Source organism: Maritimibacter sp. UBA3975 (genome assembly GCF_002384975.1).
In the GTDB taxonomy this organism is placed as follows: domain Bacteria; phylum Pseudomonadota; class Alphaproteobacteria; order Rhodobacterales; family Rhodobacteraceae; genus Maritimibacter.
Window position 1 is genome coordinate 342,277 of sequence record NZ_DGCP01000009.1, and the last position, 24,611, is coordinate 366,887.

Annotated in this window: 27 protein-coding genes and 2 tRNA genes; 22 read left to right on the forward strand and 7 right to left on the reverse strand. The window is 65.4% G+C overall.

Going from position 1 to position 24,611, the window contains the following annotated elements; all coding sequences use genetic code 11:
* The first annotated feature begins 35 nt into the window (after positions 1-35).
* The 5 genes from B2585_RS06650 to B2585_RS06670 are packed head-to-tail and all read left to right on the forward strand — an operon-like array spanning position 36 to position 2,081.
* On the forward strand, positions 36-215 hold the full coding sequence (locus tag B2585_RS06650) for a hypothetical protein (RefSeq protein WP_292021274.1): 180 nt from the start codon (positions 36-38) through the stop codon (positions 213-215).
* 2 nt (positions 216-217) lie between these two features.
* Positions 218-889: a methyltransferase domain-containing protein gene (locus B2585_RS06655; protein ID WP_292021276.1), complete on the forward strand. Its 672-nt coding sequence runs from the start codon at positions 218-220 to the stop codon at positions 887-889.
* A gap of 42 nt (positions 890-931) precedes the next feature.
* The gene (locus B2585_RS06660) at positions 932-1,147 is read left to right on the forward strand and encodes a hypothetical protein (RefSeq protein ID WP_292021278.1); all 216 of its coding nucleotides are present in this window, start codon (positions 932-934) and stop codon (positions 1,145-1,147) included.
* On the forward strand, positions 1,147-1,458 hold the full coding sequence (locus B2585_RS06665; RefSeq protein WP_292021280.1) for a YbjQ family protein: 312 nt from the start codon (positions 1,147-1,149) through the stop codon (positions 1,456-1,458). The genes B2585_RS06660 and B2585_RS06665 overlap by 1 nt, the downstream gene beginning before the upstream one ends.
* Positions 1,455-2,081 carry a DUF1638 domain-containing protein gene (locus B2585_RS06670; protein WP_292021282.1) on the forward strand — a complete coding sequence of 209 codons (627 nt, stop codon included), beginning with the start codon at positions 1,455-1,457 and terminating at the stop codon, positions 2,079-2,081. The genes B2585_RS06665 and B2585_RS06670 overlap by 4 nt, the downstream gene beginning before the upstream one ends.
* 134 nt (positions 2,082-2,215) lie before the next feature.
* Here B2585_RS06670 and B2585_RS06675 read toward each other — a convergent pair whose 3' ends face one another.
* Entirely contained in the window at positions 2,216-2,626 is a 411-nt protein-coding gene (locus B2585_RS06675; protein ID WP_292021285.1) for a SufE family protein, read from the reverse strand.
* Between the two features lie 130 nt (positions 2,627-2,756).
* Between B2585_RS06675 and B2585_RS06680 the strand changes: the two genes are divergently transcribed.
* Positions 2,757-3,230, forward strand: a complete 474-nt coding sequence (locus tag B2585_RS06680; protein ID WP_292021287.1) for a hypothetical protein — start codon at positions 2,757-2,759, stop codon at positions 3,228-3,230.
* 76 nt (positions 3,231-3,306) lie between these two features.
* Here the strand turns inward: B2585_RS06680 and rnd are convergent, their stop codons facing one another.
* From rnd to B2585_RS06700, 4 genes are all read right to left on the reverse strand, one after another.
* Positions 3,307-4,470, reverse strand: coding sequence for a ribonuclease D (gene rnd, locus B2585_RS06685; protein ID WP_292021289.1), 1,164 nt, complete (start codon positions 4,468-4,470; stop codon positions 3,307-3,309).
* Between the two features lie 63 nt (positions 4,471-4,533).
* Positions 4,534-5,124 (reverse strand): phosphoribosylglycinamide formyltransferase, encoded by a 591-nt coding sequence (gene purN / locus B2585_RS06690; protein ID WP_292021291.1) that lies wholly within the window; start codon positions 5,122-5,124, stop codon positions 4,534-4,536.
* Complete coding sequence (gene purM / locus B2585_RS06695; RefSeq protein ID WP_292021293.1) at positions 5,121-6,170, reverse strand: phosphoribosylformylglycinamidine cyclo-ligase; 1,050 nt, start codon at positions 6,168-6,170, stop codon at positions 5,121-5,123. The genes purN and purM overlap by 4 nt, the downstream gene beginning before the upstream one ends.
* Positions 6,171-6,253: 83 nt before the next feature.
* Positions 6,254-6,736, reverse strand: a complete 483-nt coding sequence (locus tag B2585_RS06700) for a hypothetical protein (RefSeq protein ID WP_292021295.1) — start codon at positions 6,734-6,736, stop codon at positions 6,254-6,256.
* A 145-nt stretch (positions 6,737-6,881) separates the two neighbouring features.
* On the opposite strand from B2585_RS06700, the gene B2585_RS06705 reads away from it, so the two are divergent.
* From B2585_RS06705 to B2585_RS06750, 10 genes are all read left to right on the forward strand, one after another.
* Positions 6,882-6,958 (forward strand) — tRNA-Ile (locus B2585_RS06705).
* 99 nt (positions 6,959-7,057) lie between these two features.
* Positions 7,058-7,969: an MBL fold metallo-hydrolase gene (locus B2585_RS06710; protein ID WP_292021297.1), complete on the forward strand. Its 912-nt coding sequence runs from the start codon at positions 7,058-7,060 to the stop codon at positions 7,967-7,969.
* Between the two features lie 66 nt (positions 7,970-8,035).
* Positions 8,036-8,110: transfer RNA gene (locus tag B2585_RS06715), tRNA-Asn, on the forward strand.
* Positions 8,111-8,281: 171 nt separating this feature from the next.
* Positions 8,282-9,100: a DUF6635 family protein gene (locus B2585_RS06720; RefSeq protein ID WP_292021299.1), complete on the forward strand. Its 819-nt coding sequence runs from the start codon at positions 8,282-8,284 to the stop codon at positions 9,098-9,100.
* A 57-nt stretch (positions 9,101-9,157) separates the two neighbouring features.
* Entirely contained in the window at positions 9,158-9,808 is a 651-nt protein-coding gene (locus B2585_RS06725; RefSeq protein WP_292021302.1) for a paraquat-inducible protein A, read from the forward strand.
* On the forward strand, positions 9,775-10,425 hold the full coding sequence (locus tag B2585_RS06730; protein ID WP_292021304.1) for a paraquat-inducible protein A: 651 nt from the start codon (positions 9,775-9,777) through the stop codon (positions 10,423-10,425). The genes B2585_RS06725 and B2585_RS06730 overlap by 34 nt, the downstream gene beginning before the upstream one ends.
* Positions 10,422-12,527, forward strand: a complete 2,106-nt coding sequence (locus B2585_RS06735) for an MlaD family protein (RefSeq protein WP_292021306.1) — start codon at positions 10,422-10,424, stop codon at positions 12,525-12,527. Before B2585_RS06730 ends, B2585_RS06735 begins: the two co-directional genes overlap by 4 nt.
* Positions 12,528-12,530: 3 nt before the next feature.
* Positions 12,531-13,094, forward strand: a complete 564-nt coding sequence (locus tag B2585_RS06740; protein WP_292021308.1) for a PqiC family protein — start codon at positions 12,531-12,533, stop codon at positions 13,092-13,094.
* A gap of 63 nt (positions 13,095-13,157) precedes the next feature.
* Positions 13,158-14,366 (forward strand): cytochrome P450, encoded by a 1,209-nt coding sequence (locus tag B2585_RS06745; RefSeq protein WP_292021310.1) that lies wholly within the window; start codon positions 13,158-13,160, stop codon positions 14,364-14,366.
* A 94-nt stretch (positions 14,367-14,460) separates the two neighbouring features.
* Positions 14,461-14,943: a lytic transglycosylase domain-containing protein gene (locus B2585_RS06750; RefSeq protein WP_292021312.1), complete on the forward strand. Its 483-nt coding sequence runs from the start codon at positions 14,461-14,463 to the stop codon at positions 14,941-14,943.
* Positions 14,944-14,950: 7 nt separating this feature from the next.
* Here B2585_RS06750 and B2585_RS06755 read toward each other — a convergent pair whose 3' ends face one another.
* Positions 14,951-16,204: a vWA domain-containing protein gene (locus tag B2585_RS06755; protein WP_292021314.1), complete on the reverse strand. Its 1,254-nt coding sequence runs from the start codon at positions 16,202-16,204 to the stop codon at positions 14,951-14,953.
* 90 nt (positions 16,205-16,294) lie between these two features.
* A complete protein-coding gene (locus B2585_RS06760) occupies positions 16,295-17,206 on the reverse strand; it encodes an AAA family ATPase (protein ID WP_292021316.1) in 912 nt (303 codons plus the stop codon).
* 264 nt (positions 17,207-17,470) lie between these two features.
* On the opposite strand from B2585_RS06760, the gene B2585_RS06765 reads away from it, so the two are divergent.
* From B2585_RS06765 to pyrC, 6 genes are all read left to right on the forward strand, one after another.
* Positions 17,471-18,493, forward strand: coding sequence for a glycosyltransferase family 2 protein (locus B2585_RS06765; protein WP_292021318.1), 1,023 nt, complete (start codon positions 17,471-17,473; stop codon positions 18,491-18,493).
* Entirely contained in the window at positions 18,490-19,155 is a 666-nt protein-coding gene (locus B2585_RS06770) for a sulfotransferase (RefSeq protein WP_292021320.1), read from the forward strand. Before B2585_RS06765 ends, B2585_RS06770 begins: the two co-directional genes overlap by 4 nt.
* Complete coding sequence (locus tag B2585_RS06775) at positions 19,152-21,494, forward strand: glycosyltransferase family 2 protein (protein ID WP_292021323.1); 2,343 nt, start codon at positions 19,152-19,154, stop codon at positions 21,492-21,494. Before B2585_RS06770 ends, B2585_RS06775 begins: the two co-directional genes overlap by 4 nt.
* Positions 21,495-21,593: 99 nt before the next feature.
* Positions 21,594-22,313: an FkbM family methyltransferase gene (locus B2585_RS06780; RefSeq protein ID WP_292021324.1), complete on the forward strand. Its 720-nt coding sequence runs from the start codon at positions 21,594-21,596 to the stop codon at positions 22,311-22,313.
* The gene (locus tag B2585_RS06785) at positions 22,313-23,362 is read left to right on the forward strand and encodes a glycosyltransferase family 2 protein (RefSeq protein WP_292021326.1); all 1,050 of its coding nucleotides are present in this window, start codon (positions 22,313-22,315) and stop codon (positions 23,360-23,362) included. Before B2585_RS06780 ends, B2585_RS06785 begins: the two co-directional genes overlap by 1 nt.
* A 209-nt stretch (positions 23,363-23,571) precedes the next feature.
* Positions 23,572-24,609 (forward strand): dihydroorotase, encoded by a 1,038-nt coding sequence (pyrC, locus tag B2585_RS06790; RefSeq protein WP_292021328.1) that lies wholly within the window; start codon positions 23,572-23,574, stop codon positions 24,607-24,609.
* Positions 24,610-24,611: the final 2 nt, after the last annotated feature.

Below are 24,611 nucleotides of genomic sequence, written 5' to 3' on the forward strand. Positions count from 1 at the left end.
GCCGCTATCTGTGATCCCGTTCCGGGAGACGGTCCATGGGCCTTAGACGCATCCTTCTCACGCTTCTCGCGCTAGCCTCGGCGGGCCTTGCCGCCTACGTTCTGATCGAGGCGATCCTGACCGAACACCTGACGCAGCAGGTCTTCTATGCCGTGCTGCCGCTCGTTCTGCTCTTCTCGATCGCCTGGAACGCACTCGGCAAGAAGCGGGATTGATCATGTACGGCACCGCTCTCGCCCTCGTCCATGCCGCCGCGTTCGCGGACACGTTCCGCCCGGCCTTCGACTGGCTCGCGGCGCAAGTCCGCGACGGGTTCACCTCGCCGCGCCTGTTCGACCTCGGGTGTGGCGACGGCACATGGCTGGCCCATGCCCGCGACCAAGGCATCCCGGGGGCGGGCATCGATCAGTCCGAGGCCTTCGTGCGCCTCGCCACTGCCCGCAGGCTCGCCGTGACCGTCGGCGACGCGGCGCAACCGCTGATCCCGCCGGGCAGCACGTCCGTCACCGCGCTTGGCGAAGTGCTGGCCTATGCGCCGCCATCACTGGCAGGCGCGGTGCAGGCGACGGCCCGGGCCCTGCCCCCCGGCGGCCACTTCCTGTTCGACCTGCCCGGCCCCGACACACCCGAGAGCACCGGCAGGCGGACAGGTGAGGACTGGACCCTCACCGCTCGCAGCCGAAAACATGAGGGCGAGATCACGCGCGAGATCACGGTCGACACGCCCGCAGGGAGCCATACCGAGACGCACCGTCAACAGCTCTTCGCACCGGGCGAAGTGACGCGCCTGCTCGACGCCGCCGGGTTCAAAGCGGACCTGCGCGACAGCTACGGCCCCTGCCCGCTGCTGCCCGGCCGCTTCGCCATCCTCGCGCGCAAGCTTGCGTGAGCCGCACCACCGCCCCATCTTGAATGGGCAAAGGAGACACTCATGCCCCTCGACAAATTCGTCCTGATCCTCGTCGTCGTGATTGCCGCTGCCGGGCTTACCGTCTGGGCCGGAACTCTGATCGCCGCCTCGATTCAGTGGCCCGCAGGCTGGCTCGCGGTGATCCCCGCGGCCCTCGTGGGTTACATCGTCTGGCGCGTTGTCGCAGACCGGCTGACCAATACCGAAGACGACCACTACGACCGGATCGAAAAGTGATGCAGATTCTGACCACCGACACCTTCCCCGGCCGCGAGATCGAACCTCTTGGCCTGGTCCGCGGCTCCACGGTGCGCGCAAAACACATCGGTTCCGACATCGTGGCCGGCCTGCGCAACCTTGTGGGCGGCGAGGTCAAGGAATACGCCGCACTCCTGGCCGGCGCGCGCGAGCAGGCCCTGGATCGCATGACTGATGAAGCGCGGGCGCTCGGCGCGGATGCCGTCATCGGGGCGCGGCTCGAAACGTCGACCATCGCCCAAGGGGCGAGCGAGATCCTCGCCTACGGCACCGCGGTGCGCTTCAAGTGATCCCGGACGACGCGGACCTGCGCGAAACCGGCCTCGCGGCCAGCGGCACGGGCCGCGTGCTGGTCATCGGCTGCGGCGCGCTCGCGCGCGAAATCCTCGCAGTGATCGGGGCGAACGGGCTTGCCCATGTCGATGTCACCTGCCTGCCCGCCATCCTGCACAACCGACCGGAACGGATCGCCCCGGCGTTGGAGGCGGCCATCGACCGTCACGCGGCCGATTACGACCGGCTTTTCGTCGCCTATGCCGACTGCGGCTCAGGGGGGGCAATCGCGGCACTCTGCGCCCGCCATGGCATCGAGATGATCGAAGGCCCGCATTGCTACAGCTTCTTCGAGGGCAACGACACCTTCGCCGAACGCGGCGAGGTCACGGCCTTCTACCTCACGGATTTCCTCGCCCGCCAGTTCGACGCGTTCGTCACCAAACCCCTCGGGCTCGACCGCCACCCTGAGCTGCGCGACATGTACTTCGGGAATTACGAGACGCTGGTCCACCTCGCCCAGACCGATGACCCCGCGCTCGACGCCAAAGCCCGCGCAGCGGCCGACGCCCTCGGCCTCACCTATGAACGCCGTCCGACCGGATACGGCGATCTCGAAATCGCGCTCCAACGCCTCTGATCTTCTTCGTTCCGGAAATACTTCGGGAGAGCACGAGAGGTCAGCGCCCTCTCGTCACCGCGACGTCGCGCCGAAGGCGCGGCGGCGCAAATCCTGCGCACGGGCTTGCCCGAGCACATTTCGCCCACGCCTCGTCAGGCCGCTTCGACCGCCAGTTTGTTGATACGCTGGATCATGGCCGTCAGCCCGTTGGACCGCTGGGCCGAGAGATGCTCCTCGAGCGACAAGCGACCGAGCTCGGCCTTGGCATCGACCTTCGGGACCTCAGCGACCGGGACGCCGTTATAGAGTGCGGCCAGCACCGCGATAATGCCGCGCACGATCAACGCATCGGAATCGCCCTTGAACCGAAAGGTGCCCGCCTCGATCTCGGGCATGATCCAGACCTGGCTCGCGCAGCCGTCGACCTTGGTCGCAGGCACCTTCAGCGCCTCGTCCAAAGGGTCCATTGCGCGGCCCAGGTCGATCACATGCGCGTAGCGGTCTTCCCAGTCGTCCAGAAACTCGAAATCCTCGACGATCTCTTCGAATGCGTCCGTGGCCATCCTGCTCTCCTTTCTCCCTCACCTAGGCGCGAAGGCCACAAAGGTCCACCCCCGCGCCCGGAGGCCGCATGATCCGGGTTTTCAAAGCCCGCGCTTTGGGCTAGTCCAAGGCAGGCACAGGGGGACGCACATGATTTTCCGCATCTTCGGCGCAATTGCACTAGGGGTGGTTCTGTCCGGGTGTTCGGGCGGCGTAAGCCTGAACCCGTTCAACTGGTTCGGCCCGAAGACCGATGAGGAACTGGTGACCCTGGAACCCCGTGACGGCTTCCCCGACGGGCAGGACTCCTACCGCGGCCCGATCCAGCAGGTCACCCAACTCGCCATCGAACGCGCCTCCGGCGGCTACCTCGTGCGCGCCGTGGGTCTGCCACCCCGCCTTGGGTACTGGGAGGCCGAGCTCGTTCCCCAGAACGATGAGGAACCGGTGAACGGTGTGATGACCTACGATTTCGTGGTCGCCCCGCCGCCTTGGGCCACACGCCAGTCGCGCCCGCAGGCCCGCCAGATCACGGTCGCGCATTACGTCTCGGACGTGCAACTCGGCAGCGCCAGCCGCATCCGCGTGGTCGGCGCGAACAACAGCCTCACCACCCGCCGCTGACCTTGTCAAAAAGCGCGAGTCGGAGCGCGGGCAAAGCCGCACCCCCCTGAGAAATCTTGCGAAACGGGAACGCGGTTCAGGTTTCTATGACCTGAACCGTCTGTCCTTTGACTCCGAGCGCCAGTTCCCCGTCACACAGGCGCAGGGCGTCCTTGCCGAACACCTCGGACCGCCACCCCTTGAGCGCGGGAACGTCGCGACGGCCGCCGGCGAGCAGGTCGAGGTCAGCCGCCGAAGCGATGAGCTTTTGGGCGACGCCGGTCTCCTCGCAGCGTGCCTTGAGCAGCACCCGCAGCAGGTCGGCCAGCGCCGGGTTGACCTGAAGCTTGTCGCGCCCGTCTTTCTCGACGCGCGGAAGATCGTCCTGGGGGCAATCGAGACCGGCTTTCACGGCGGCGAGGATCCCCTCAGCCACGTCACCCTTGCGCGCCTCGCGCAAAAGCAGGCGCGACCGGCCAAGTTCGCCTGCGTCGCGCGGCTTGGTGGAGGCAAGCTCCATGAGCGCGTCGTCCTTGTAGACGCGGCTGCGCGGGATATTGCGCTCCTGTGCATAGGTCTCGCGAAAGCGGGCGAGTTCGCGCACGATGGCAAGGAACCTGCCCGAGCTTGTGCGGGTTTTCACCCGTTTCCACGCCTCGTCCGGATTCACGATGTAGGTGTCGGGGTCAGTGAGGACCGAAAGCTCCTCCTTCACCCATTTGGCGCGGCCGGATTTCTCCAACTCGGCCTTGAGGTATTCGTAGATCACACGCAGGTGCGTCACGTCGCCAATGGCGTAGTGTTTCTGCGCATCGGTGAGCGGACGGCGCGACCAGTCGGTGAAACGCGAGGACTTGTCGAGCTGGGCCTTGGCGATCTTGCGCACCAGCGTCTCATAACCCGCCTGATCGCCGAAACCGCAGACCATCGCGGCCACCTGCGTGTCGAAAAGTGGGGACGGAATGACCCCTGCATCGACGAAGAAGATCTCCAGGTCCTGACGCGCAGCGTGAAACACCTTCACCACGCCCTCGTCCTTGAAAAGATCGTAAAGTGGTTCGAGCGACAGGCCTTCGGCCAGCGGATCCACCAGCACCGCGTCCTCTTCGTCGTCGTCGCCCGCCACTGCGAGCTGCACGAGGCAGAGTTTCGAGTAGTAGGTCCGTTCGCGGAGAAACTCCGTGTCGACGGTGACGTAAGGGAATTCTGCGGCGCGCGTGCAGTAGTCGGCCAGCGCTTCGGTCGTCGTAATTGTTTTCATTCTACAGGTCTTTATTGCGCGTCGCTCCCCCCTCTACCGGGAAAACAAGGGGAGCGGAAGGGGTCAGGGCAGCGTCACGGGGGTCCGGTCGCCGCGCGCGAAACGGTCCAGCACCGCCGGGTAGAGCCGATGTTCGAAAGGCAGGACGCGGGCGGCGAGGGTTTCGGCCGTATCATCCGGAAGGGCGGGCACCCGCGCCTGTCCAAGGATCGGCCCCCCGTCGAGTTCCGCCGTCACCTCATGCACGCTGCACCCGGCTTCGCCGTCACCGGCCGCGAGCGCGCGGGCGTGGGTGTCGAGCCCCTTGTATTTCGGCAATAGCGAGGGGTGGATGTTGAGCATTCGGCCCGCGTAGTGGTTGATGAAGCCGGGCGTCAGAATCCGCATGAAGCCGGCCAGGCAAAGGATGTCGGGCTGGGCGGCGTCAAGCCGTTGGATGAGAGCGGCCTCAAAGGCAGCACGGTCGCCCTTGTAAGGCCGGTGGTCCACCACCGTGGTGTCGATCCCCAGCGCCTGCGCCCGGGCCAGCCCGCCGGCCTCCGGCACGTTCGACAGAACGAGCACGGGGCGCGCCGGATGATCCCCCGTCATGCTCTGGGCCAGGGACACCATGTTGGACCCGGACCCGGAGATCAGGATCGCGACGCGCTTCAAATGAGAGAGCCCAGGTAGTTCACGCCGTCCGCGCCCGCACCAATACGCCCGATCTGCACGACGGTTTCGCCCTCGGCTTCGAGCGCCGCAGTCACCTCACGCGCGGACGCGGGGTCGACGACCAGGACCATGCCGATCCCGCAGTTGAAGGTCTTGAGCAGTTCCGCCTCATCCATCGCGCCAGTTTCGGCCAGCCATGCAAAGACCGGAGGCAGGGTCCAGGCGTCGAGGTCCAAAGTCGCCTGTCCGCCTTCGGGCAGCACGCGCGGCAGGTTTTCGGTCAGGCCCCCGCCGGTGATATGGGCCAGCGCATGAACGCCGCCCGTCCGGATCGCGGCGAGCGCCGGCTTGACGTAGAGCCTGGTCGGGGCGAGCAGCGCGTCGCCCAACGTGCCTTCGCCAAAAGGATTGGGTGAGTCCCAGCCCAGTCCCGAAACCTCGACCAGCTTTCGCACGAGCGAATAGCCGTTGGAATGAACCCCACTTGAGGCCAGCCCCAGAAGCACGTCACCCTCGCCGACATGCGCAGGAAGGGCCCCGCCACGCTCCATCGCGCCCACGGCGAAGCCCGCGAGGTCGAAGTCGCCGTCCGCATACATCCCCGGCATCTCGGCGGTCTCGCCACCGATCAGCGCACAGCCGGATTGCAGGCAGCCCTCGGCGATGCCTTCGACAATCTGCGCCGCATCCTCGACCGCGAGCTTGCCGGTCGCGAAATAGTCGAGGAAAAACAGGGGCTCGGCGCCCTGGCAGACAAGGTCGTTCACGCACATGGCGACAAGGTCGATGCCGATCGTGTCCACCTTCCCGGTATCGATCGCGATCCGCAGCTTGGTGCCGACACCGTCGGTTGCGGCGACCAGAACCGGGTCGGTGTATCCCGCGGCCTTCAGATCGAAGAGCGCCCCGAAACCGCCCAGCCCGGCCATCACTCCGGGGCGGTTCGTGCGCTTCGCCGCTGGCTTGATCCGTTCGACCAGCGCGTTGCCGGCGTCAATGTCCACGCCCGCGTCGGCATAGGTGATCCCGTTCTTGTCACTGGTCATGGCAGCCCCCCGTCTGAATGCCACCGCGCGTAGCGCAGGCGGGCGGGAAAGGCAACGGCGCATAGGGCCGTTGCCCGGTGCGGTCACGGCGAAATCTGCGCCGTCTCGACCGCGTCGATCAGGGCGGGGATGTCATGGGTGAGCGACCCGGCATCGCAGTCCTTCGACGCGATCATGTCGTTGCCGCTGTAGACGTTCAGCCCGCCCGCGACCTCCTCGCCCGCGTCTCGGTCGCCGGAATACCAGACCTCATAGGCATGGACGCCATCATCGGCGAAGAACTTGACGGTTTCCCAGATGGTTCCGCCCATGCCGTTCCACGGCTCGTAGTGAACACTCGCCATGTCCACTTCGAGCGTCAGCTCCGGCGCGGCCCCCGGCGTGAAATAGCCATAGCTCGCACGCGCCCCGTCCGCCTCGATCATGTCGCAGACCTCGACGGCCTTGGCGCCGCCGTCAAGAGTGCAGGCGAACCGGACGCCCTCGTCCAGAACACAGAACTCACCGGCCATCGCGGCCGGGGCCAGAACACCGCCCGCGAATGCGAGCGCCAGTTTTCTTTTCATCTCAATCCCTTCGGTTACCCGCCCCGGCAGAACACGCCGGAGCCAAAGCCGCGAGGTTTAGTCGATTCCCGCCGGACCGCCAGCCCGAACGGCGCCGCGCCCGCTTGACGACCCGGCCTGCCCCGACTAGTCAAATCGCCACGGTGGGCCTGTAGCTCAATTGGTTAGAGCAGAGCGCTCATAACGCTTTGGTTGCGGGTTCAAGTCCTGCCGGGCCTACCATTTCCCTCCGTTGACCATGCCTGAGCGCGCTCGCTGTTCCCGCTCAAAAGGTGCCCCAGCCGGGTTGCCAATCCGGCGGCAAGCAGGTTTCGTGGCGCGATGGACCTGCCCGATGACATGCCCGCACATGGCGAGATGGTAACACTGGAGCCCGGCATCCGGCGGATCATTGCGCGCAATCCGTCGCCCATGACCTATTGGGGGACGAATACCTTCGTGCTGGGCGAAGGCGCGGTCACAGTTGTCGATCCCGGTCCGGACCTGCCCGACCACATGACCGCGTTGCTGGCCGGACTCGCGCCGGGGGAAACGGTTGCGCAGATTTTCGTCACCCATTCCCACCTCGACCACTCCCCCCTCGCCCGCAGACTGTCTGCCAAGACCGGGGCGCCGGTGTTTGCCTTCGGCGATGCCACGGCGGGCCGGTCGCAGGTCATGTCCGATCTGGTCGCGCAAGGTATGCCCGCGGGCGGCGAAGGGGTGGACCGGGCGTTCGAACCGGACGTGGTGCTCGCGGATGGTGACGAGGTCGACATTGGCGGCGGGCGCAAGGTGGAGGCGATTTGGACCCCGGGACACTATTCCAATCACCTGAGCTTCGCGATCGGCGACGCGGTGCTCGTGGGAGATCACGTCATGGCGTGGGCATCGTCGCTCGTGTCGCCACCGGACGGCGACCTGACGGCATTCATGGGCTCCTGCGAGAAACTTCTGGCCCGCGACGACCGTATCCATTATCCGGCCCACGGCCCCGCGATCGAGGACCCAAAGGCGCGCCTTGCGTGGCTCATGGACCACCGGAAAGGACGCGAGCGCGCGATCCTTGAGGCATTGGCGGAAGGCCCGGCCACCGTCCCGACACTCACCCGCACGATCTACACGGATACGCCGGACACGCTGATCCCGGCCGCCGAACGCAACGTCTTCGCCCATCTCATAGACCTCGCTACACGCGGCGCGGTCACCGCCAGCCCAAAGCTCGCACCAGACGCCCGTTTCGCCCGCGCCTGAGACGGAATTTTTGTGACGATTCCCTCTGGACGGGGCAAATTCCCGTTGCTATACGCGCCTCCGTGTTCCGGCGTAGCTCAGCGGTAGAGCAGTTGACTGTTAATCAATTGGTCGTAGGTTCGATCCCTACCGCCGGAGCCAAAAATCCCTTCGCATCAAAGGCTTGCTTTTTTCAGCTGCCGAAGCTGACAGCTTCGGGGGGATGTCTTGCCATTTTTTGCCGACCCTGATGACAGACCGACCGGAACGGGCGCACGAGCAAATTCCGCTCCGGCCATTCTCATCGGACAGCGTCGCACACATATTCCACGCATGGCACCGAATGATTCTCCGACACCAGAACGGCGGGCGGCTTTGCAGGCGTTCGTGCGGGCGACCTATGGGTTCGCGGGGACCAGGCGTCTCCACAGGGCGGCACTCGGACGCGATCTGGTGCGCGCGCCCTTGAACGTGTTCCTTGCGGTGCCGGCGCTTCTCGCGCGTTTCGCGGCGCTCGGAGCGCGGCTGGCGGGCAAACGACAGGCAGCAGAGTGGCTGGCGGCGCGGCGGTTCGGGTTGCGCACGGACGTTTCGCGGGCCATCGAGGCGCGGCTTCGGACGTTCCTTGCGGACCAGAACGTCATCGGCTCCGCAACCGGGACGGATGCGGCGACCGATGCGGCCATAGAGGACTACCTCGCGGTGCGCACGGCTGTCGCAGAGATTACAACGACAGCGCTGTTGCTCATCACCGGCGTCCTGCTGCTCGGCGCTGCGACGCCGGGACTCTTCTCGCTCATCGGACCGGTGGCGGATGCCGGGGCGCGCGGTGCGGCCATCGACCGGTTCTTGCTCGGCCCCTGGCTCGGGTCCGTTTATTACGACATCTTTCCCGTCGCCCTGCCCGGCTGGCGGTTGGCGCTGACCGCCGGGGGGCTGGCCGTCGTGATCTCGGTGGTCACCACATTCGCCGGGATGCTGGCGGACCCGCTCCAGGTGGCGACCGGCACGCATCGGCGGCGGCTCGCGCGCCTGATCCGACGGATCGAAGCGCGTGACACGACCCCCGGTGTCGCGGGTGAGCAGCTGGCGGCACGGATGGGTGATCTTGGTGACCTCGCGCTCAATCTGTGGCGGCTGATCCGGGGGTGAGACCACCTCACGAGGGCGTATCTTTTATTCCCTCTCAAAAGGGTGCAGGTTGACCGCATGACAGGTGCTGCCCACCCGATCATCGCTGACAGTGAGCTTGACTCCTACATCGCCTGCCCGTCCTGCGATGCGCTCTTGCGCGACCGCGATGTGGGCGCGGGCGATATCGCCTCCTGTCCGCGCTGCCATTCGGTGATCGAGGCACCGCGGCCACTCGCCATGACCCGGATCATCATGCTGGCTTTCGCCGCCCTGATCCTTCTGTTCGGCGCGCTGTTCTTTCCGTTTCTCGAGCTCGAGGCGGCGGGCATGGTACGCCGGGCCACGCTGTTCGACACGGTGGCGGTCTATTCCAGCGGGCTGAACGCACCGCTGTCCTACGGCATGGCCGCGCTGATCATCGTGATCCCGTTGGTGCGTTTTGCGTCGCTGCTCTACGTCCTCGGGCCGATGGCTCTTGGCTGGTATCCGCTGCGCTTCGCCGCGCCGGTGTTCCGCTATGCCGAGACGTTGCGGCCCTGGGCGATGGTCGAGGTGTTCCTCGTCGGTGTTGCGGTGGCGCTGGTGAAGGTTGCGGGACTGGCCCATGTTTCGCTGGGCCCCGCCTTCTGGGCCTTTTCGGCACTCGTCGTGGTGACCGTCTTCAAAGACAATTTCATGAGCAGGGTAACGGTTTGGAAGACGCTGGACACGCGACGCAGATCCTGACCGCCCATGCGGCAGGTCTGGCCGGCTGCACCAGTTGCGGCAAGGTGCATCCGGGTGGTGCGGCCCGGTGCCTGCGCTGTGGAACGCCGCTGTCCCCGCCGGACGGGCGCAGCCTGCAAAAAGTGTGGGCGTGGCTGATCGCGGGATTGATCGTCTACATCCCCGCCAACGTGTTCCCCATGCTCCAGACGACGAACCTCGGGCGCACGACGGACAACACCATCGTGGGCGGGGTCGTGGACCTGGCCGAACATGGTGACTACGGCGTCGCGGTCATCGTCTTCGTTGCATCGGTGGTCATCCCGCTCGGCAAGTTCGCAGCCATCGCCTATCTCGCCCTGTCCATTTCGCGCACGGTTCGGCTCAATGCCGATCGCCGCCATGTCCTGTTCGTGATCGTCGAGTTCATCGGGCGCTGGTCGATGATCGACGTCTTCGTAGTCGCGATCCTGTCCTCACTGGTCACACTCGACTTCACGGCGACGGTGAAGCCGGGGATCGCGGCGGTGAGTTTCGCCTTATCGGTTGCATTCACCATGGTTTCGGCATTGAGTTTCGATCCGCGGCTTATCTGGGACGTAGAGTATCCTCCGCGCGCGAAAGGCAGCGAAACATGAGCGACTCCCGCCCCGGCGACATGGAGATCGAACGACGCAAGCCGTCGTTCTGGCGCAATCTGTCGCTGGCCTGGCTGATTCCCATCGCCGCCCTTCTGGTGACGCTGTTCGTGGCCTGGCAAACCTGGCTCGACCGGGGTCAGACCATTGAAATCTCGTTCGAAAATGCCGGCGGGATCGTCGCCGGCGAAACCACGCTGCGCTACCGGGACGTGATCGTGGGCAACGTGGAAAGCGTCGCCTTCGTCCCCGATCTCAGCTCGGTGGTGGTGACCGCGCGTCTGGACAGGACGATTGCCGATTCCCTTCCGGAAGATGCCCAGTTCTGGGTCGTGCGCCCAGAGGTCTCGACCAGTGGCGTCTCAGGTCTGACCACGGTGCTGTCGGGCGTCTATCTCGAAGCCGATTTCGAGCCTTCGCCGGGCGCGGCCTTCGACCGGTTCACGGGGCGCGAGGATGCGCCGTTGGTGGAGCCGGGCGCGGTCGGCACGCGCATCACGCTTCGGGCCATCGACGCGGGCCAGCTTTCGGTGGGTGCCCCGATCTTTCACAAGGGGATCGAAGTGGGCAAGATCGAGCGGCCTGAGCTGCTGTTCACCCGCGACGGCGTGGTCTTCGACGCATTCATCCGCGAACCTTACGACGAGCTGCTGACATCGGCGACGCGCTTCTGGCTCACCTCCGGGCTGTCGCTCAGCCTCGGCACTGGCGGGCTCGACGTTTCGGTCGGCTCGCTGGCCAACGTGGTGCGAGGGGGGCTGACCTTCGATACGGTTTTCTCCGGCGGCGAACCGATCATGGAAGGACAGGTCTTCGAGCTTTACGAGAACGAGGATTCCGCGCGCAGCAGTGCCTTCGAGGACCCGTTCGAGAACACCGTCGAGATGTCGGTGGAGTTCGAGGAATCCGTGAGCGGCCTGGCACAGGGGTCGGCCGTCACGCTTCGGGGCGTCCGGATCGGCACCGTCGCCGCCATCAACGCCCGCGTGCGCGAAACCGACGAGCGGCGCGAGGTGCGGCTGCGCGCCACGCTGTCCATCGATCCCGGCCGGATCGGCCTGCCGGCCGACGTGGGCGAAGAGGGTGTCATCGACTTCTTCTCGGAAGCGGTGCGCAACGGCCTGCGGGCGCGGCTCGGGCTGCAATCCATGTTCAGCCAGTCGCTGGTGGTCGAGCTGGTCAATCTGCCCGATCCCGAACCCGCCGCACTCGTCACCCTGCCCGACACGCCGCCGTTGATCCCATCGGTCGAGTCCGAGCTGCCAGACATCGGCGCGACGGCTGAAGGTCTTCTCACTCGAATCGACAACCTGCCGGTCGAGGAGTTGCTGGACCAGACCATTTCGACCCTCGCCACCATCGAATCCTTCGTGGCTGATGACGCCCTGCGCGACGCGCCGGGGGAATTCGTGGCACTTCTTGCGGACGCGCGCGGCGTGGTCGGGAGCGACGAGGTTCAGGCGCTTCCGGGCGAGATCAGCGGGGTCGTCACCGACCTGAGGGCCGTCACGGAAACGCTCCGGCAGGCTGAAACGGTCGCGAACCTCGTCGAGGCGCTCAACAGTGTGCAGACCGCCGCGCAGTCGGTCACCGATTTCGCGGGCGACATCAGCGGGGCGGCGGGCGAGTTCACCGATCTCATCACGCGCCTCAACGCACTCACGGAAAAGGCCAACCAGCTTGAGATCGAGGAATTCCTCGCCTCGGCGCGCGAATTGCTCGACTCCGCCGATGCACTCATCGACACGGAAGAGGCGCGCGCCATTCCTCAGAGCGTGACCGCGGCACTGGACGAAGCGCGTGGGGCGCTCGAAGAGCTGCGCGAAGGCGGCGCGGTGGAGAATGTGAATGCGGCCACGGCGTCTGCCCAGGAAGCCGCCGACGCAATTCGCGACGCGGTAGAGACACTCCCCGACCTGTCCGTCCGCCTGCAACGGCTGGTACGCGAGGCGGAACGGGTCGTGGCGAGCTATGGCAGCGAGTCGACCTTCAGCCGCGAGACGCTCAATTCGCTGCGCGAGGTTCAGGCCGCCGCCGAAGCGCTCTCGAAACTCGCCCGCGCCATCGAGCGCAATCCCAATTCCCTCTTGTTCGGACGGTAATCCATGTTTCGTATCGCTGCCCCCCTCGCCCTCATCCTGCTCGCCGCCTGCGGGAACGATGGGCCGCGCTACCTGATCGACACCGGACCGACCCGGCCGGACGCGGTGCAACGGGTCAGCGTGGCGACGCTGGAGATCATGGACGTCTCACTCCCGGCCTATGCCGAGGATTCCGAGATCATGCTGGAAAACGACAACGGTGCGCTGGTGGCCGTCGACAACGCGCTCTGGGCAGACGACCCGCAGCGCGCGGTCACGCAGCTTCTCACGGACGAGATCGCGCGCACCTCCACCGCGACCACCGCGTCCGAGCCCTGGCCGCTCGAAAACCCGCCGCAGGCTGCCGTGCATGTGCGCGTGTCCGAAATGGTCGCCCGTGAAAACGGGACGCTGGACCTGCGCGGCCAATACGCCATCTCGTCCTACGGCTATGTCATCCGCGAGCGCATCGAGCGGTTCGACATCTCGGTCCCCCTGCCCGACACATCGCCTGCCGCCATCGCCAATGCCTCCGGCCTCGCGCTGCGCCAACTGGCGGCCGACGTGGTGCAGACGCTGTCACGCTGATCGCCGCCTTGCATCCCGACTGTCCGCCCCCGTAGTGTTGGCGGGCTTTGGGAGGAGGTTACAATGGACGGCACGATGCCCCGCTTCGACATCAACGAGATCGACGCAGCTTTCATCGCCGATCCCTACCCCACGCTCGCGCGGCTGCGGCGGGAAAGCCCGGTGCATCAAAACGCCGACGGATCGGTGTTTCTGACGCGCTTCGCGGATGTCCAGAAGGTGTATCAGAGCCGCGACATGCTGTCGGACAAGACCGAGGAGTTCGGGCGCAAGTTCGGGGAATGTCCCCTGCGCACCCATCACACGACCTCGCTCGTCTTCAACGACCCGCCGAAGCATACCGTCGTGCGCAAGCTGTTGGCCGGTGCTTTCACCCCCCGCAAGTTGGCAGAGTTCGAGCCCCTGATCGACCGGATCGTGGACCGGCTGCTCGACCGGGTGGATGAAATGGGCCGGTTCGACATGATCGACGACTTCGCCAAGGTCCTGCCGACCGAGATCATCTCGTTCATGCTGGGCGTCCCGGAAGAGATCCGGCCGCAGTTGCGCAGCTACTCCCTCGCCATACTCGGCGCGCTCGATCCCGTGGTGCCGCAGGATCGGCTGGACGCTGGCAATCGGGCCGTGACGGAGTTTTCCGAAGTACTGGACGACCTCATAACGCATCGCCGCGCCAACCCGGATGGGGCTGCTGAAGGCGAGGTTCTCGAGGCGCTGATTTTCGGCGAGGCAGACGGGACGCGGCTTACGCAAGAGGAACTCATCCAGAACTGCATTTTCCTGCTGAACGCGGGGCACGAGACGACCACCTCGCTTGTGGGCAATGCCGTCGGCACGCTTCTGGACAACCCCGGTGAACACCGGCGCCTGATCGCGGACCCCGGCCTCATCACGACGGCGGTCGAGGAATTCCTGCGGGTCGAGAGCCCGCTTCAGATCGGCAACCGACGGGCGGGCGACGACATCGAACTGGAAGACAGGGTGCTGCCCAAAGGCACCTATATCCACACCTCCATCGCAGCCGCGAACCGCGACCCGGCGCAGTTTGCCGATCCGGATCGGGTCGACCTCGGACGCAGACCGAACCGTCAGATCGCCTTTATCACTGGCATCCACGTCTGCCTCGGCGCGACGCTTGCGCGGATCGAGGGACGTATCGCCATTGGCAAGCTCGTCGAACGGTTCCCCGAGCTTGCACCCGACGGCACGGCGCAACGTCTGCCGCTCGCCCGGTTCCGGGGCTTCACCCGACTTCCGGTGCGCGTGAGATAGGCGCGAAATCGCTGTTTTCGAGGGGTTTTTGACGCCGCACTTCCGAAATCCGCGGAATCGCGGCAAGACCGATCTGGGACAGCCGGAGACAACCATGCAACAGTTCACGCGCCGCACCGCCCTCGTGCTCGGACTTGGCGCGCTTGCGGGCTGTGGCGACTTCCGGGTCGGGACCATGTCGCGCCCGCGGGACGGCTACAACCCGCCGCTTTTTCCCAACGAAACACCAGAACTGCGTGCGCTCATCAACAAGTGGGCCGACCACTACGAGATCCCACGCGAACTGGTGCACCGTCAGGCGATCCGCGAGTCGACACACAATCCGGCGGCGCGCAACGGCCCCTATTGGGGCCTCCTGCAAATCCTGCCGCAGACCGCGCGCACCATGGGCCATCGCGGCCCGGCGTCCGAACTGCTCAACCCGGATGTGAACCTGAAATACGCGGGCAAGTACCTGCGCGGGGCTTACATGGTTGCAGATGGCGATATCGACCGGGCGATGTCGTGGTACGCGCGCGGCTATTATTACGAAGCCAAACGCCTGGGTCTTTTGAAAGAGACCGGCCTGCGCACCTGACGCGCCTTCAGAGCAGCCCCATCAGCCGCACCTTCTCACCCGGATCGTCCGGGCGGGCGAGCGACTGCGCCAGATCGGCGAGCGAGGCGATGTTATGGCCCGCGCGGAACGTATCCACATGGGGCAGCATCGCGCGGATGCCGGCAGCCTTGGGCGCGAAACCCTCCCACCGCAGGAGAGGGTTGAGCCAGATGACGCGCCGGGCCGACAGGTGCAGCCGCTCCATCTCGCGCGCTAAACGCGCGGGGTCGTCACGGTCCAGCCCGTCGGTGATGATCAGCACGACCGCCCCCTGCCCCATGACCCGGCGCGACCAGTCGCGATTGAAGGCGTGAAGCGACTCGCCAATGCGCGTGCCTCCCTCCCAGTCCTGCGCCTCGGCACCGGCGGCGGCCAGCGCCGCGTCCACGTCCCGGGTCGAGAGGTGACGAGTGATATTCGTAAGGCGCGTCCCGAAGGTGAACCCGTGAACCTTCGCCCATCCGGCGCCCTTCTGGTTCGCGACGGAATGGAGGAAATGCAAGACCATCCGACTATACGACGACATCGAACCGGAAATATCGCAAAGCACGACAAGGTTTGGCCAGCGCAGCCGCCGCTCCTTGGTCGCGAGGTCGCGGATCTCGCCTCCTTGCCGCATCGCGTCACGCATCGTGCGCCGCCAGTCCGGCATCCGCCCGTGGAGCGCGGCCTTCGTCCGGCGCGATTGCAGCGGCTTCACCGGGAGCGTGAGGCGCGCGAGGATGCGTTTCGCCTCGGCCACCTCGGCATTCGACATCTGCTCGAAATCCAGCGTACGCAGGCGCTCTTCGCGCGACATTGTAAGGGTGGCGTCGACTTCGATTTCGGTCTCTTCCGGATCGTCGTTCTGCCCTTCGGGCATGTCCGGCTCGATCCCGTCGAGCAAAGCCTCCGCCGCGCGTTTCTCGGCAGGTTTGGCGCGGCGTTCGTCCTGCACGCCGCGCACGGCGGGCATCATCAGCGACATCATGTGTTCGAGGAACCGTGGATCACGCCAATAGAGGCGGAACACTTGATCGAACACCCGTCGCTCTTCGGGGCGAGAGACGAAGACGGCGTGGAGCGTCCAGTAGAAGTCAGTCTTGGAGGTGAACCCGGCAGCGGCGACCGCCCGCGTGGCATCCAGCACCTTGCCGGGCCCAGCCTTGAGCCCGGCATTGCGCAGCGCACGCGCGAAATGGGTCAGGTTGGCCGTGAGGCGCGGGTTCTCCGGCAGGTCGAGGTCGGGAAGCGCGACCATGTCAGGTTTCGAATGACGCTTGCGCGCCATCCGACCCACGCGGGGGCGCTGCCCCCGCACCCCCGGGATATTTCGGGACCGGAAAGACCATCACGCAAGCTCGAGGGACTTGCGGGAGTCTTCGAGAATGCGGGTCGCTTCGGAGCCCGCGAGGCGCTGGATGTCGTCCTGGTATTTCAGGATCGCGCCCAGTGTGTCCGCGATGACTTCGGGGGAGAGGTCGATGACATCGAGCGCGAGCAGGCATTTGGCCCAGTCGATCGTCTCGGCCACCCCCGGTTTCTTGAACAAGTCTTCGGTGCGCAGGTGCTGCACGAAGGCGATGATTTCGCGCGAGAGCGTCTCGGAAGCTTCGGGGGCGCGGGCCGCGAGGATTTCCATTTCGCGATCAAAAGACGGATAATCGACCCAGTGGTAGAGGCAACGACGCTTGAGCGCGTCATGCACCTCGCGCGTGCGGTTGGAGGTGAGAATAACGATGGGCGGCTCCGGCGCGCGGATCGTGCCGAGTTCCGGGATCGTCACCTGGAAATCGCTGAGCGCCTCCAGCAGGAAGGCCTCGAAAGGTTCGTCGGTGCGGTCGAGTTCGTCGATGAGGAGGACGGGCGCACCGCCGGGCTGGGGCGACATCGCCTCAAGCAGCGGGCGGCGGATCAGGTAACGGTCAGAGAAGAGCTCGTCCGTCAACGCCTCCCGGTCGGTGCCTTCGGTCACCTCGGCGGTGCGGATCGCCACCATCTGCGCCGGGAAGTTCCATTCGTAGACCGCCGAAGAGGCGTCGAGCCCTTCGTAGCATTGCAGCCGGATCAGGCGGCGACCCAGCCCGGTCGAGAGCGCCTTGGCGAGTTCCGTCTTGCCCACGCCTGCCTCGCCTTCGAGAAACAGGGGACGTCCCAGTTTCAGGGCGAGAAAGGTCACGGTGGCGAGGGCGCGGCCCACGACGTAATCCTCGCCCGTGAGCATCGCCTCGACGCCGTCGATATCGGCTGGAATGTCGGTCATTCATGGTCCTCCCTCGCCCGCATGGGACATGTCCGGCACGGCAGGGTCAAGTGTGTCGGCACGCACGAAACTGTCAGGTTGCGCGCGGACAGCCCTGTCACCGCGATGGCACAGCAGAAACCGGACCCCTTGGGAAAAAGTTGACGATTTTCCCGCATTTTGCGCATAGTATGGCAATAATCACGTGAGACCGGGCCGACCCGGCGACAGACGAGCAGGCGGACAGATGATGACCCTTCCCGATCCCAGGACGGAGGCGCGTTGATGCGTATCACCGCCGTCACCTGCGTGAAGAACGAAGGGCCCTTTCTGATCGAGTGGATTGCCTTCAACCGCGTGATCGGCGTCACGGACTTCCTGTTCTACTCCAACGATTGCGACGACGGGACGGACACGATGCTGGATGCGCTCGCGTCCGAGGGGCTCGTGACCCACCTGCCCAACCCCGCCGAGGGGCGCAACTACCAGATGGAAGCGCTGAAACACGCCACGCGCCAGCCGGCGATGGCCGGGGCCGACTGGGTCTGGGTCGCGGATGTGGACGAGTTCCTAAACATTCATGTGGGTGACGGGACGATCCCGGAATTGATCGCGGCCTGTGGTAACCCGCATGCGATCTCGCTCACGTTCCAGTTCATGGCGAACGGAGGGGTCGAGACCTTCGAGGACCGGCCGGTGATCGAGCAATTCACCTACTCCCACAATCCGGACATCTGGTGCGATGAGCTGGCCCAGGAGGTCAAGACCCTGACGCGGAACGATTTTCCGGTGCAATACTTTGGCGCGCATCGCCCGTTCATGAAGGGCGGGATCAAGAAGGCCGGTCGGCCCGGTTGGACGGACGGATCGGGGCGCGACGTGCCGTGGAAATTCCGCACCGCCGCGAACAAGAACCGCAAACGCAAGTTCCCGGCCAAAGGCGCGCGGGAGTTTGCGACGCTCAACCACTATGCCCTGCGGTCGCTCGACAGTTACCTCGTCAAGAACGACCGGGGCGATGTGAACCGCGAGAACCGGGAATTTGACGACAGCTATTGGCGTGAACGCAACGACCCGTCGTGGGAGGATCGCTCGATCCTGCGTTGCCTGCCCCGACTGAAAGAGGAAATGGCGGCGCTCATGGCGCTCCCCGGTGTGGCCGACTTGCATGCTGCTGCTTGCGCCGCGCACCGGGCCAAGCGTGATGCGCTCCTGTCGCGTCCCGGCTATCAGGATCTGCGCGCGCGGCTGCTTGCCACGCCGCACGAAAGCCCGGCCGAGATCGCCTTGATGGAGCTGATCGCGTGAGCGTGCCGAAGATCATCAATCTGGGCCTGCCGAAGTCGGGCACCACAACGCTCGCCACCGCCTTCAACGCCGCCGGATTGCGCGTGGCCGACTGGATGGCGCGGGATGCGAAGGGCAACAAGGTCGGCTTCGTCGGGCGGCTGATGTACAAAGGGTATTTCGAAAGCGGCGACCCGCTGGCGGACATGGCGGACTTCGATGCCTATACCGAGATTTCGGTGGTCCGACGCGGCCGCAATTTCTGGCCGCAGACGGATTGGGCCATCATCGCGGCCATCCGCGCACACCATCCCGGGGCGCGGTTCCTGCTGTCACGGCGCGACCCTGAAAGCCATGCGGACAGCATCCGGCGCTGGTCGAACCTCGGCAAGACGCGCCTGCCGGACAACCACGTTCCGGGCCTGCCGCAATTTCACGGCCAGAACCCCGGTGAGATCGAACGCTGGATCGAAGCGCACATCAATTTCTGCCGGCATGTCTTTGACGGGGCTGAAGATTTCCTGGAATTCGATATCGCCGACGCACATGCGCCCGAGAAAATTTCGGCCTTTACGGGTGTTGATCTTCCGTGGTGGGGCAAGGCGAACGAGAACGAGAACCGCCCGGCGGAAGATAGCGACGGGGGCGAGACCGCCCCTGCGAGCCGGAGCGCCAAGGCATGAAGATCCTGCTTCATATCGGCCTGCCCAATTGCGGCGCCGAGCGCCTCCAATCCGTGTTCAACGACAAGCGCGGGGCGCTGGCGAAGGAGGGCGTGCTCTATTGTGGGATGGGGCGGCTCAACCATACCAAGCTTTACATGGCCGTGACCGACCCGGGCCATGTCGATCAACTGCGCTATGCCCGCGGGTTCGGATCACCCAAGGCGCAGGAAACACTGGCCCGTCGGCTGGCCGAGGATATGGCGTCGGAGGTGGGCCGCGCCCGGCCGGACGTCTTCGTCCTGTCCGCCCTGCAACTGTCCACCCTGCCCAATGCCGGTGAATTGCGACGCCTCAAAGCCATGCTGGCACCGCTTTCGACCGACATCAACGTGGTGATGCATGTCGACGAACAGGCCCGGATGCTGGTGCGTCACTATGAGGCTTCAATTCTTGACGGACGCCGTGCGGACCTCGGCCAGGAACTCGCCCTGGTCGGGACGGACAACTGGCGCAGCGCGGCACTTGCCGACTGGAACCGCATCGCCCCGGCTCTGAATGAATTTCCTGAGGTTCAGGGCGTGCCTCATTGGTTGGACCTCGCTGGGACGCTGGGGCATTGGGAGGGTGTCTTCGGCACCGGAAACGTGCATCTACGGCCCTATGACGCGGCACTCTTCGATTCCGAGGACGCGACGGGAGAGATCGTTGACATGCTCGGCGCAGACCCCGGCATCGGCCGCGCGACGCCGGCGGAACCGGCCGCCCGCCCGTCTGCGGAAACGCTGGCACGGGGCCGCGCGCTCAATCAGGTGTTCGAAAAACTCATGCGCAAGGGGCGCATCATTCCCCGCCAGCTCCAGTCGCGCTTCATGTCCGAGGTCGAGATCGCTGGCGAACCGATCCGGCCCGGCGCGCTCTCTGTTCTCTCAGATCACTTTGCGGACGGGAACGCAGCGCTCGTCGAGCGATTCCCGCAGCTCGAAGCGGCCCTGCGCCCCGACAGCCCGGAAGCACCCTGGCAGGAGGCCGAGACGACCCACGGCTTCCGCGCAACGCAATACGCCGCCGCCGCCCTGCCCCGGATCGACATGGCGACCGCTGAGGTGCGCCGACGTCAGCAGGAGGCGCAAAAGGCCCGCATGAGTGGCGAGGAACCGTCGAAGTCCGGCGGCCTGACCCCCGTGGCCGAAAAGCTGCTGTCCGAGCGCGCCAAGGAGAACTTCCATCACCTCCGGTCAGGCCGTTTCGCCCCACACAACCGGCTGGGCCGCGTGAACGAGGAGGAAATCGCAGCCGCCTTTACCGAAGTCGCCCCGCGCGATCTGCCCGAGGGCCGCTCCGGCAACGTGATCGTCGGCTGCATGAAGAACGAAGCACCCTATATCCTCGAATGGGTCGCCTATCACCGCATGATCGGCGTGGATAACTTCCTGATCTATACGAACGACTGCACCGACGGGACCGCCGAGATCCTCGACCGGTTGCAGGAGATGGGCGTGCTTCAGCACCGCGACAATACCGAATGGAAAGGCAACTCACCGCAACAGCACGCCTTGAACAAGGCGTTGAAGGAGCCCGTCATCCAGAACGCCGACTGGGTCATCCATATCGACGTTGACGAGTTCATGAACGTCCGATGCGGCAACGGTCGGCTCGAAGATTTCTTCGAGCGTGTGCCGGACGCCACCAACGTCGCGATGACGTGGCGGCTTTTCGGCCATAACGGCGTCACCAAGCTGTCGCGAGACCTCGTGATCGACCAGTTCGACGACGCCGCCCCGAAATACTGCCCCAAGCCGCACACCGCGTGGGGCTTCAAGACGATGACCAAGAACATCGGGGCTTACGAAAAGCTGTCGTGCCACCGACCCAACAAGCTCGACGAAGGTCGGCGCGAGCAGGTCCAGTGGGTGAACGGCTCGGGTCAGGTCATGACCGACAAGTACAAGGACAACGGCTGGCGCTCGGACCTCAAGACGATCGGTTACGACCTGCTGCAACTTAACCACTACGCCCTGCGCTCGGCCGAAAGCTTCCTCATCAAACGCCAGCGCGGCCGCGCACTTCACGTCGACCGCTCCATCGGCATCAACTACTGGGTGCGCATGGACTGGGGCGGAAACCGCGACGTGACGATCAAGCGCAACATCCCCCGCGTGCGCGCCGAGATGGAGCGGCTGCTGGCCGATCCGGTGCTCGCCCGGCTACAGGACGCAGGCTTCGACTGGCACCGCGCCAAGGCCGACGAACTGCATGAGACGCCCGAATTTCAGGAGCTTTACGCGCAGGCGCTGGAAACGAAACTGACCGAGATGGAGCGGGTGGCCTTCGCGCTCGCCCTCGACATGGAAAGCTGAGACGCCGGGAGAGCGTCGACGACAAGAACGGGGGACAACGCAGGCTGACAAGGAGCAGTGAACATGGCGCTTGCACAGGACCGGACATTTGAAATGAAAGTGAAAACCTCTATCCCCGCCCCGCCCGATGATCCGGACGGCGAAGCGGTCATCCGGTGCCGGGGGCTCAAGTTCCCCGACCGGCCCGAGGTGCTCACACCTCGCTTGCGGCGGGCGATCCGGCGAAACAGTTACGAGCGGACCGAAGCCGACGCCGTTCGCGCGAATGTGCTCCCAGAAGACGTCGTGTTGGAGCTTGGCGGCGGTATCGGCTTCATGTCTTCGGTCATGGCCCGCAACTGCCGCGCGTCGCACGTCCATGTTTATGAGCCGAACCCGGATGCCGTCGCCTACATGCGCGATGTTCACGCTGTCAACGACATCGACAACGTGACCGTCACCAACGCCATCGTGGGCCCGAAAAAGGGCAAGGCGGCCTTCTACCAGCGGGAGAACCTCCTCACCTCCTCGCTCGACCCCGAACCCGCGAAACTCGACGCACCGGTGATCGCCGAACACGAGATCGAGGTGATGAACATCAACACGGTCTGGAAGGACCTCAAGCCGACGGCTCTGGTCTGCGACATCGAGGGCGCCGAGGCGGACCTTTTCGAGAAGGCAACGCTTTCGGGCATCCGGCTCGCGGTGATCGAGGTTCATCCCCAGTGGATCGGCGAAACCGGCGTGAGGGCCGTGTTCGGCGCAATGCACCGCAATGGGCTGACCTACTTTCCCAAGTGGTCGAAGGCCAAGGTCCTGGTGTTCAAGAAGGACTGGTGATGCGCGCAACCGCCGTCCTGACGGTCCGAAACGAGGGGGCGTTCCTCGTCGAGTGGGTGGCGCACCATCTGGGCATCGGATTCACCGATCTTGTCGTGCTCTCCAACGATTGCGACGACGGGACGGACGCCATGCTCGATCGGCTGGCGGAGATCGCGCCGGTCCACCACTTGCGCAACGACGGTCCGCATGAGGGCGGCATACAGTTCGCGGGGCTGAAACTGGCCGACCGGCATCCGGCCGTGCGCGCGGCAGACTGGCTTCTCGCGCTGGACGTGGACGAATTCGTCAACATCCACACGGGCGACCATACGCTGCCTGCCCTGCTGGATGCTTTGCCAGACGCAGACGCAATCACGCTCACCTGGCGGCTCTTCGGCAATGGCGGCGTGGTCCGGTTCGAAGATCTGCCGATCACGGCGCAATTCACCCGGGCGGCGCCCGAGATCATGTACTGGCCGTGGCGCGCGAGCATGTTCAAGACGCTTTACCGCAATGACGGCGCCTACGGCGAACTCGGCGTCCATCGCCCCCGCGCACCGTCCGAGGCCGCCAACGGCAGCCGGTGGTTCGACGGTGAGGGTCGCGACCTCGGCCCGCGCTTTCGCAAGGGTCCGATCTTTTCGCCCTATGGCCGCCCGAACTACGGTCTTGCCCAGCTGAACCATTACCCGCTGGGCGCTATGGAAAGCTACATCCTCAAACGCGCACGCGGGCGGGCGGTGCACGAGGGCGACGCGCTTGGTCTCGACTACTGGACCGAGCGCAACTGGATCGCCGAAGAGGACACGTCGATCCGCCAGTGTGACGCCCTGCGCGACCCGTGGTTCGAGCGGCTGATGGCCGACGCACAGCTTGCCGAGCTGCATACCGAAGCCGTCCTGTGGCGCCGCCAGCGGTTCGACGCGCTCATGCTCGAAGAGCCGAACCGCGCGCTCATGGGCCGCCTGATGATGAGCCCGCCCGCCCGACCACTTGCGCTCGAGGCTGCGAAACTGCTCATCGGCTACGGCCAACGCGCCGCGAAGCAGGACACCTCCGCTCTTTGATTTACGTTCCGTGCTTCCAAAGCACTTCGGGGGAAGGATGAGTTTGCTCCACGAACCCACCCGCGGGGGCAGACACTTCCCTTCCCGCAACCGACACCCTAACCGTCGCCCCGACTTGGCCTTGCGCGCCGAAGGCGCGCCCGCCGCGACTTGCGAAGCAAGGCGCAAAACCTCTGGCGAAGCGCGCCGCAAACGGCTAATCCCCCGCCATGACCGAAAGCCTGACGATCCGCCGCCCCGACGACTGGCACCTCCACCTGCGCGACGGCGCGATGATGGAAACGGTGCTCCCTGAAACCGCCCGCCATTTCGGCCGCGCGATCATCATGCCCAACCTCGTGCCCCCGGTCGTCACCGCCGCAGATGCGGCCGCCTATCGCGACCGGATCATGGCCGCCTTGCCTGAGGGCCAGGCCTTCGAGCCGCTCATGACGCTCTACATGACCGAGACCACCGACCCGCAGGACGTGCGCCGTGCGGCGGAAAGCGGCCTCGTGAAGGCTGTGAAACTCTACCCGGCGGGCGCCACGACCAACTCCGCCTCCGGTGTGCGCGACTTCGACAAGGTGCGCGGCGTGCTCGAAATGATGGCCGAGATCGGGCTGCCCATGTGCGTCCACGGTGAAGTCACGACACCGGACGTCGACATCTTCGACCGGGAAGCGGTGTTCATCGAAACGGTGCTCGACCCGCTTCGTCGCAACACGCCGGGCCTGCGCGTCGTGATGGAACACGTCACTACCGCCGACGGTGTGAATTACGTTAAATCTCAAGAGGATATGGGCGGCACCATCACCACTCACCACCTGATTATCAATCGCAACCACATCCTTGTGGGCGGGATCAAGCCGCACTACTACTGTCTGCCGGTCGCCAAGCGCGAGGTTCACCGCCTCGCTCTGGTCGAGGCCGCGACTTCGGGCGACGCGCATTTCTTTCTCGGCACCGACAGCGCCCCCCATCCGGACCACCTCAAGGAACATGCCTGCGGATGCGCCGGTGTTTTTTCGGCGACAAACACGATGTCCTGCCTCGCCGAGGTATTCGAGGCCGAAGACGCGCTTGACCGGCTGGAGGCCTTCGCCTCGCTGAACGGCCCCACCTTCTACCGTCTGCCGGTATCCGACGAGACAATCACGCTCACAAAGGGCGCCCCAGTTGACTATCCGGCCAAGCTCGAAGGCGGCGCCGGACCCGTCACCGTCTTCGACCCCGGCTTTCCGCTGCACTGGCGCGTGGACGCCTGAGC